The sequence below is a fragment of the Halalkalibacter oceani genome, from assembly GCF_023715705.1.
Lineage (GTDB): Bacteria > Bacillota > Bacilli > Bacillales > Bacillaceae_D > Halalkalibacter > Halalkalibacter oceani_A.
In genome coordinates this window covers 60213-68856 of the sequence record NZ_JAMBOS010000020.1, presented here as the reverse complement: position 1 = coordinate 68856, position 8644 = coordinate 60213, and the positions used below count along the sequence as shown (strand labels likewise).

Sequence of the window (8644 nt, the reverse complement as noted above, 5' to 3'; positions counted from 1 at the left end):
ATCCCGAAGGAATCTGTCAGGTTCACCCGCTCGACTTGCATGTATTAGGCACGCCGCCAGCGTTCGTCCTGAGCCAGGATCAAACTCTCCATGAAAATGGTGAGCTGATTAAGCTCTTAAACTTTTTAAAACCGCTCCACTCTGCACTCAGCAATAGTCGAAGAAAACCACTTCGTCTCTTGCTTCCAAAACCTTGTGCAGGCTCCGCTGGCTTTTTTGACGGTGACATTCGTCACCTTTTTTTCGCTTGGCTTTTGTTCAGTTTTCAAAGAACTCGTTGTCGTTTATGGCGACTTTTACATCTTAACACCGATTGACGTTTCGCGTCAAGGGTTAATTTAAATTATTTCGTTGCCTCATCGGCGACAAGTAATAATTTATCACACCTGCAAAATGACGTCAACATCTTTTTTCAAGAAAATAAATGATCTTTGTTATTCCCTCTGCCTTAGTCCTTACTTTTTCTGTAGAAAGAAAGCCTTTTTCGACTAAATGCTGGACTAACAATTCCAAATCAACCCGGTAATCCTCGACCTCAGGATGTTCCATATAATCAGCCATCGTTGCCGGACCTTCTTCAAGAATAGAAAGAAAATGCCGACTGCCGACACTTGTTTTTGAATGCACAGCGAATTCCGTTGCTAAAATAAGAAGCTCAATCCGTTTTTCCAACGGCTCCTCACTCTTCAACAGCTCCTGATAAAGCTTGTACGTTTGCGGTTCAATATGACGAACCTGCTCCCAAACCGTTACTTCCGGATAATAGCCGTGATGAATCACGGATAAACGCGCCAAATGATGAAGCGCATGCATCATATGGCTGTACGCATCGAAATAATGTTGATGTCTGAACAAGGTTCTTCCTTCTTCAAACCGTCTGAGCAGCTTTGTGAACTGGATCGTCATCTTTTTCGAGCGGTCGTCTGGTGGAAAGGATTCAATCCTATCTTTAATTCCTTTTAAAAACTCATTTCGATCAAAGACAATCTTTCCATTGACGAGCCAGTCAATTAACCGGCGCTGATTTCCGGAAATTAAAATTTGATGCATCATGCTTTGACTTAAGAAATGAAACGAAACTTGTTTGCCTTCCACCTCATAATGCTTTACCTGCCATTCCTCTTCAGGCTTATTATGAATAAGAAGAATAACAACTTCAGAGCCATCGGTAATGGACAGCGGGGATATCTCCTTTTCAATTAACATAATGGCCAGCGTATCCTCCAAGCCGGCTCTGTCCTGATATAATTGACGCAGTGTTCCTTCCATTACCATCAAACTCCTTTCTTAACTCAAAAATACCGATGCAGAACTATCTTCTTCGACGTTTTGGGGAAATCTCCTGCCATTTTGACAGAATCGGACGGATGTTGAATTGGCCACCATATGCTATACTACATGCTAGGAGGGACAATCATGGCTTTAAAGTATACGAACAAAATTAATAAAATTAGAACTTTTGCGTTATCACTGGTGTTTATCGGCATCCTCGTGATGTATATCGGCATCTTCTTCAGAGAATCGGTTATTTTGATGACGATAACAATGCTGCTCGGTTTTTTATTTGTCATCGGAAGCACAGTCGTCTACTTTTGGATCGGTATGCTATCAACAAGAACGATCCAGGTTGTATGCCCAAACTGCGGCGGAGCGACCAAAATGCTTGGACGGGTTGATGCCTGCATGCATTGCAGCGAGCCATTAACGTTAGATAAAACACTTGAAGGAAAAGAATTTGACGAAAACTATAACCGCAAATCAAAAACGAAGCAATAAGAAAGTGCCTGTCCGTGGCGGACAGGCACCAAACACTAAGAGCATATAGGTGCAATGGCTTCACTTACCACATTCTTAGGGGCTGGGCAAAAGGTGAAAAACACCCTTTGTCCCAGCCCCTTTAATGATTGACCTTTTCTCCTTGACACGATGGGCACGTTCCATAAATCTCCATCCGGTGACTATGAACTTTAAAGCCTGTCACATGCTCCGCCAGCGTTTCCACCTCGTCTAACCCAGGATAATGAAAGTCGACGATCTTTCCACAATTCCCGCAGATCACATGGTAGTGATCAGAGGTAACCGAATCAAATCTGCTCGATGAGTCCCCATATGTCAGCTCTTTTACGATCCCTGCTTCCTTAAAGACCCGAAGGTTATTATAAACGGTTGCCACACTCATATTGGGAAAACGACCCTCTAACGCCTTATATATTTCGTCGGCTGTCGGATGAGTCATTGATTCATATAAAAATTCCAGAATCGCATGACGTTGCGGAGTCATACGCACGCGGGTGCTTTTTAACGCATCAAGTGCATCTTGCAAGCGATGGGCAGACATTGTCATGCACCTCTCTTTCAAAAGAAAACCATTCTTACCTTATAATAAGTATAATATGCAAAAGCCTTCTCTGTCAACGCTCTCAAATATTTAACAAAGGAGCCGCATCCTTCACTTGCAACAAAAAGGAGGTATACCGATGCTCTTGTTTGCTCGCCCTTTGTTTCTTCTTTTCCACATCAAGGCAGGCTGCTTTAAGGGCGTCTGATAACCCGGGAAGATCCGCTTCCTCAACCCCAAAAAGAAAAGTCGTGTTCCCTTTTCTCCAGAAGCCTCCGGAACTGGCCAACTCCGTCATTCGATAGCCTTGCTTTCTCAGTTGAGTTTCTACCTCATTGGCATACATGTTATCAATAATACATACTAAGAGCTTCATGTTACCCCCCATTTCTATTAGGTGTTCATTAGTAATTTATTCAAGTGAATGATTCGTGGTTCGTACGAGAAATCCTTTAAGAAAAGCACGCAGGCTTTTTCTTAGAAGCATTGCGCGGACCCGTTCAATATCTTTATTCTCCATGAAAGTGGGGTTCTTTCACGGAGAATGTAACGGGCGGAGCCAGTCCTTTCCCCGGCCATCCCTCTCATGTACAGCTGTTACTCAGCTTTCAAGTTCATCTTTAATGTAGGTCAACGCTTCCTCCACATGGTCTTTCACACGGACCTTTCTCCATTCCTTCACTAAGATCCCGTCTTTATCAATGACAAAGGTTGAACGTTCAATTCCCATATATTCCTTACCGAAATTCTTTTTTAGCTTCCATACGCCATAATCCTCGGCCACTTGATGATCCTCATCGGCAAGCAGCTGAAAGGGCAGCTCATATTTATCAATAAATTTTTTATGACGGTCAACCGGGTCCGGACTTACACCAAGAATCACCGTATTCAGACCGGAGAAATCGTCAATCCGGTCACGAAAGTCGCACGCCTGTGTCGTGCAGCCTGGAGTCATATCCTTTGGATAAAAATAAAGCACAACGGTCTTTCCTTTAAAGTCGGCCAGTGACACCGTTTCTCCGTTGCTTGACGGAAGAGTAAATGGAGGAGCTTCTTGTCCAATTTGAGCTTTCATCGAATCATCCTTTCCATACGATTTCTTTAAGCGTAGCCGAATTTAAGCTGGAAGACAACTAACCACCCTTGCTTTTTACATGGAAGACGGTTGTCACGACAAAGGCCGCCGGGAGAAGGTACCCAAAAAGCGCCTGAATCACGGCGATGATCCGGCCCACTCCAATTGGCACTAAATCCCCGTAGCCGACTGAAAGCAAGGTCACAGCGCTAAAGTAAATAATATCTTCAAGCATATGCGGCATCGGCCCTTGAATCGAATGATTCGCTTCGACCAAGACATGAACGCCCAACAGCTCTAATCCAAGATACAGAATGGAAAAGGAAAGGATCACGGTGATGTAAACTAGCACAAGCAAAGTAAAATGACGAAGAGATACAGCATAAGCCCCGCGCGACGGTCGGTAACGAAGCAGCAGCAGAAGGCTGACGATCGTCCCTGTCGTCGCCGTAACTAAAATACCATATAAAAGCATTGTCATCATTGTTCCCCCTCCCTTGATCATTATGCTTGTCTGGCGCATTTTAGAAGAGGCTGGCCTTGCTGATGACAAGAGTTGTATGGTTGAATAAGAACAGGAATTCTTAGCAAATTGACCACAGCTGGAGGGTATAACATGAATCATTCACAATCAGAAGCCTTATATAAAGAAGCTCAAGAGCATATCGTCGGCGGCGTTAACAGCCCGTCACGGGCTTATAAGGGCGTCGGCGGCGGCACCCCTGTGTTTATGGAGCGGGCCAAAGGGGCTTACTTCTGGGATGTTGACGGAAACCGTTACATTGATTACTTGGCGGCATACGGCCCGATTATTACGGGACATGCTCATCCTCATATTACAGAAGCGATCACCCGCGCTGCCGAAAACGGCGTCCTGTACGGAACACCGACGAAATTGGAAAATCAGTTCGCGAAAATGCTGAAAGAAGCGATTCCATCGCTCGAAAAAGTGCGGTTTGTCAACTCCGGCACAGAAGCGGTGATGACAACGATCCGCGTCGCCAGAGCTTATACGGGACGCGATAAAATCATCAAATTCGCCGGGTGCTATCACGGCCATTCCGACCTCGTCCTCGTCGCCGCCGGTTCGGGACCTTCGACGTTGGGCACGCCTGACTCTGCCGGGGTGACAAAGAGCATCGCCAAAGAAGTGATCACCGTACCTTTTAATGACATCAACGCATACAAGCAGGCAATTGATAAATGGGGCTGCGACATCGCCGCCGTTCTCGTGGAACCGATTGTCGGCAACTTCGGCATCGTCGAGCCGGCTCCCGGCTTCCTTGAAGCGGTCAACGAAATTACACACAATGCCGGTGCTCTCGTTATTTACGATGAAGTGATCACCGCCTTCCGTTTCATGTATGGTGGCGCGCAAAACTATTTAGGCGTCGAGCCTGATATGACGGCACTCGGAAAAATCATCGGCGGCGGCCTACCGATCGGCGCCTATGGCGGCCGGGTTGACATTATGGAAAAGGTCGCTCCGCTCGGACCAGCCTATCAGGCCGGGACAATGGCCGGTAATCCTGCTTCCATGAGTGCCGGAATCGCCTGCCTTGAGGTATTGCAGGAGGGCGGGCTGTATGAGCGGCTCGATCAGCTGGGAGCCATGCTTGAGGAAGGAATGCTGGCTCTTGCCGAGAAGCATCAGCAAATCGTCACCGTCAACCGTCTGAAAGGGGCACTGACGATTTATTTCGGTGCCGAGCGGATCACAAATTATGAGCAGGCTGAAAAAACCGACAGCGGGAAGTTCGGCATCTTTTTCAAGGAGCTGCTAAAACGTGGTGTTCATATCGCGCCGTCGAAATTCGAAGCGTGGTTCCTGACGATCGCCCACACGGAAGATGATATCAGGCAAACATTAAACGCGGTCGATCAAGCATTCGCAGCGATGAAATAAGCAGGCGTCCACCTGCTGCTTTAGGAGTTGTCCTCGGGTCGATTTCCACTTTTCGGGACAGCTTCTCAGTCATTTCGTTCCTCCAAAAGTTTTTCAAAATCAATACTAAAAAGCTGCTGAAAAAGTGAAAATCGTCCTTTTTCAGCAGCTTCCTCAAAAAGACCTCTTTTCATCTTTCTGAAAAAAATCACTTGCCGCTTTCCGGCAGATATTGTATATTACGTTCGGTAATCTTTTATGAAGGGTATTGAGTAATGATAATTGCAATACTAGATGTAAGAGAAACTAAACGGAAAACAAGAAAGGACATCATTTTTATATGAAACTTGGAGCTCGTATTTTTAAAACGGGTCTTGCCATTATGATTTCCCTGTATTTAGCGATATGGCTCGGGCTTGAGCCGCCGGTTTTCGCCGCCCTCGCTGCCGCATTCGCTGTTCAGCCATCTATTTACCGCACATTTCAAACGATTTTGGATCAAGTGCAAGCCAACCTGATCGGTGCGGTTCTAGGCGTTATTTTCGTCATGACCTTTGGCCATGAGCCGTTCGTTATCGGAATCGTCGTCGTCATCGCGATCGCGATCATTTTAAAAGTGAAGCTCGAGTCTTCAACGATTCCATTGGCGATTATTACCGTTATCATCGTGATGGAGAGCCCGGCCGATAACTTTATCGAGTTTTCTACCGGCCGCTTTTTCTTAATTTTGCTCGGAGTGATTTCCGCCTTTATTGTCAATCTCGTCTTCGTTCCACCGCGCTATGAAACGAAGCTCTATCACAAGCTGCAAAAGGCGACGGAAGACATCAACCAGTGGACGATGCTTTTTATTCGCAACGACGCTGACCCGCGCGCGCTGAAAAAAGACTTGGGCCGCCTGGAAGAGAGCATGATTAAAATCGAAAACCTGTATCTTTTATATAAGGAAGAGCGCAATTATTTTCAGCGGAACAAATACGGCAAAGCACGTAAAGTTGTCTTATTCCGCCAAATGCTCGTCACGACAAAAAAAGCATTCAGTGTGCTGAAAAACCTCGAACGGCGGGCGGAAGCATTGAATCATACTTCCGACAAGATCCAAAAGAAATTTGAAAAACAGCTCGACTATTTAACCGCCTATCATGACTTGATTTTACTGCGCTATGTCGGGAAAGTTCATTCGCACCATCCGGAGGAATTGACCGAACGGATGAACAGCGGCAAGGAACAGCTCGTCTCCTGCTTTATTGAATTGCGGGAACAGGACTGCACCACACATGAGCAGTGGCTCCAGCTGCTGCCAATCGTCTCGCAAATGATTGAATACCAAGAGCAGCTTGAACATCTCGACCAGCTTGTCGACAGCTTCTTCAACTACCACAAATTAGAAAATGAAGTCAAAATCAAAGATCCTGAAGATGACTGAAAAAAGGGCTTGGCAAAAGGGTATATTTTCACCTTTTGCCAGACGCATGCTCGTAAACCAACGACAAAGGAAGGCTCCCAAAAATGCAAGATGTTGGGAGCCTTCCTTTTTAAAGCTGCTGAACCTCGAATAATTTCTGATAGCTGCCGCCTTTGACCATTAGGTCCTCGTGACTGCCAGACTCGACAATTTCGCCATTTTCAATGACGACGATCCGATCCGCGTGGGTAATCGTCGAGAGCCTGTGGGCGACGATAAAGGTCGTGCGATCACGCGCCAATTTTTCAAGCGCCTCTTGAATATAATGTTCGCTTTCCAAATCAAGCGCCGAAGTCGCCTCATCAAAAATCAGGATCGGCGGATTTTTCAAAAAGACTCTGGCAATCGCCACGCGTTGCTTTTGACCGCCTGAAAGCTTCACGCCTCTTTCGCCGACCTCCGTCTCATAGCCGTTCGGCAGGGACATAATGAAGCCGTGCGCATTAGCAGCTTTTGCAGCGGCAACTACCTCTTCGTCAGTGGCGTCAGGCCGCCCCATCAAAATATTCGCCTTGACGGAATGACTGAACAGAATATTATCCTGCAGCACCATGCCGATATTGTCGCGCAGCGTTCGGACCTGATAGTCGCGCAAATCCTTGCCGTCAAGGAGAATCCGCCCTTCAGTCACATCATAAAAGCGCGGCAGCAGACTAATCAGCGTGCTCTTTCCTCCGCCGCTCATCCCGACAAAGGCGATCGTCTCTCCCCGTTCTACTTTGAGCTGTAAATTTTTTAAAACCGGTTCCTCATCTTCATTGTAGCGAAAGGTTACATTGTCAAATTCAAAGCTGCCTTGCGCCCGTTTGAGCGGAGTTGCAGAAGAGCGATCGACAATATCATACTTTTCATCAATAAATTCAAATACACGATCCATCGAAGCAATAGCCTGCGTCAATGTCGTCGAGGAATTTACGAGCCGGCGAAGCGGGCCGTACAGCCGCTCCATATAGAGCACAAAGGCGGTCATCGCCCCTACTTCAAGCTGTCCGGTAATGACAAAATAACCGGAGACGAAAATGACTAGCAGCGGGGCGACATCGGTAATCGTATTGACCACGGCAAAGGTTTTCGCGTTCCATTTCGTATGATCGATTGCTTTCGTCAGAAAATGCCCATTCCGCTTGGCAAACTGGTCCTGCTCATACTCCTCCAGCGCGAAGCTGCGAATAACGTTCATCCCTTGTACCCGTTCATGAAGATGCCCCTGGACCTCAGCAAGCGCCTGAGAACGCACACGCGTCAAATGACGGAGCCTGCTGTAAAAGAACTTGATCGAAAAACCGTAAAACGGAAACATCGAAATCGCGACAATTGTCAGCCAGACGTTTAAATTCAACATAATAATAATCGCAATAATAATCGTAAATAAGTCCAGCCAAATATTCATTAGTCCGGTAATGACAAACGTCTTCGTTTGTTCCACATCGTGAATCACCCGCGAAATGATTTCCCCGACCTTGCGATTGGAGTAAAATTTCAAACTGAGCTTCTGAATATGGGTAAACAGTTGGTCACGGATATCATACAGCACCTTGTTGCCGATGAACTGGGCAAAGTACTGACGGAAGTACTCAATCGGCGGGCGCAAAACGACAAAAATAAAAAACATGCCAATCATGATTCTAAATAAAAGTGACAGCTTTTCGTCATCAGCTAACGCTTCCGCGAAAATGATGTCATCAATCACATACATCATCACTAATGGCAAAAGTAAAGGAATGCCGAATTTCAGCACCCCAATTAAAACCGTCAGAATGATTTCCTTCCAATATGGCTTGACGAAAGCCAGATAGCGCTTCATGCTATTCAGTTTCGCCACCCCCTTTTCATTCGCTGAGAAGGGGGTGTGCCAAAAGGTAAGTAACCCTTTTGGCACAC

At 46.3% G+C, this 8644-nt stretch carries 9 protein-coding genes and 1 rRNA gene; 3 read left to right on the top strand and 7 right to left on the bottom strand.

The annotated features are described in order from the left end of the window. Together M3212_RS15990 and M3212_RS15985 are read right to left on the bottom strand one after the other, a co-directional pair. Nucleotides 1-95, bottom strand: a 16S ribosomal RNA gene (locus M3212_RS15990); the annotation flags it as partial. A 304-nt stretch (nt 96-399) separates the two neighbouring features. Further along, nucleotides 400-1269, bottom strand: coding sequence for a nucleotidyltransferase-like protein (locus M3212_RS15985; RefSeq protein ID WP_251194978.1), 870 nt, complete (start codon nt 1267-1269; stop codon nt 400-402). A gap of 147 nt (nt 1270-1416) precedes the next feature. Between M3212_RS15985 and M3212_RS15980 the strand changes: the two genes are divergently transcribed. Beyond that, nucleotides 1417-1776 carry a YgzB family protein gene (locus M3212_RS15980; RefSeq protein ID WP_251194977.1) on the top strand — a complete coding sequence of 120 codons (360 nt, stop codon included), beginning with the start codon at nt 1417-1419 and terminating at the stop codon, nt 1774-1776. 121 nt (nt 1777-1897) lie between these two features. On the opposite strand, the gene perR is transcribed toward M3212_RS15980, so the two are convergent. From perR to M3212_RS15960, 4 genes are all read right to left on the bottom strand, one after another. Continuing rightward, the gene (gene perR, locus M3212_RS15975) at nt 1898-2338 is read right to left on the bottom strand and encodes a peroxide-responsive transcriptional repressor PerR (protein ID WP_251194976.1); all 441 of its coding nucleotides are present in this window, start codon (nt 2336-2338) and stop codon (nt 1898-1900) included. 82 nt (nt 2339-2420) lie between these two features. Next, nucleotides 2421-2714, bottom strand: a complete 294-nt coding sequence (locus M3212_RS15970) for a cyclic-di-AMP receptor (RefSeq protein ID WP_251194975.1) — start codon at nt 2712-2714, stop codon at nt 2421-2423. A 225-nt stretch (nt 2715-2939) separates the two neighbouring features. Further along, nucleotides 2940-3413 (bottom strand): thioredoxin-dependent thiol peroxidase, encoded by a 474-nt coding sequence (gene bcp, locus M3212_RS15965; RefSeq protein ID WP_251194974.1) that lies wholly within the window; start codon nt 3411-3413, stop codon nt 2940-2942. Nucleotides 3414-3471: 58 nt separating this feature from the next. Next, entirely contained in the window at nt 3472-3894 is a 423-nt protein-coding gene (locus M3212_RS15960) for a potassium channel family protein (protein WP_251194973.1), read from the bottom strand. A gap of 135 nt (nt 3895-4029) precedes the next feature. Here M3212_RS15960 and M3212_RS15955 point away from each other — a divergent pair, with 135 nt between their 5' ends. Then, nucleotides 4030-5319 (top strand): glutamate-1-semialdehyde 2,1-aminomutase, encoded by a 1290-nt coding sequence (locus M3212_RS15955; protein WP_251194972.1) that lies wholly within the window; start codon nt 4030-4032, stop codon nt 5317-5319. Nucleotides 5320-5638: 319 nt separating this feature from the next. Continuing rightward, nucleotides 5639-6724 (top strand): aromatic acid exporter family protein, encoded by a 1086-nt coding sequence (locus M3212_RS15950; protein ID WP_251194971.1) that lies wholly within the window; start codon nt 5639-5641, stop codon nt 6722-6724. Nucleotides 6725-6833: 109 nt separating this feature from the next. Here the strand turns inward: M3212_RS15950 and M3212_RS15945 are convergent, their stop codons facing one another. Further along, complete coding sequence (locus tag M3212_RS15945) at nt 6834-8576, bottom strand: ABC transporter ATP-binding protein (protein ID WP_285874540.1); 1743 nt, start codon at nt 8574-8576, stop codon at nt 6834-6836. Nucleotides 8577-8644: the final 68 nt, after the last annotated feature.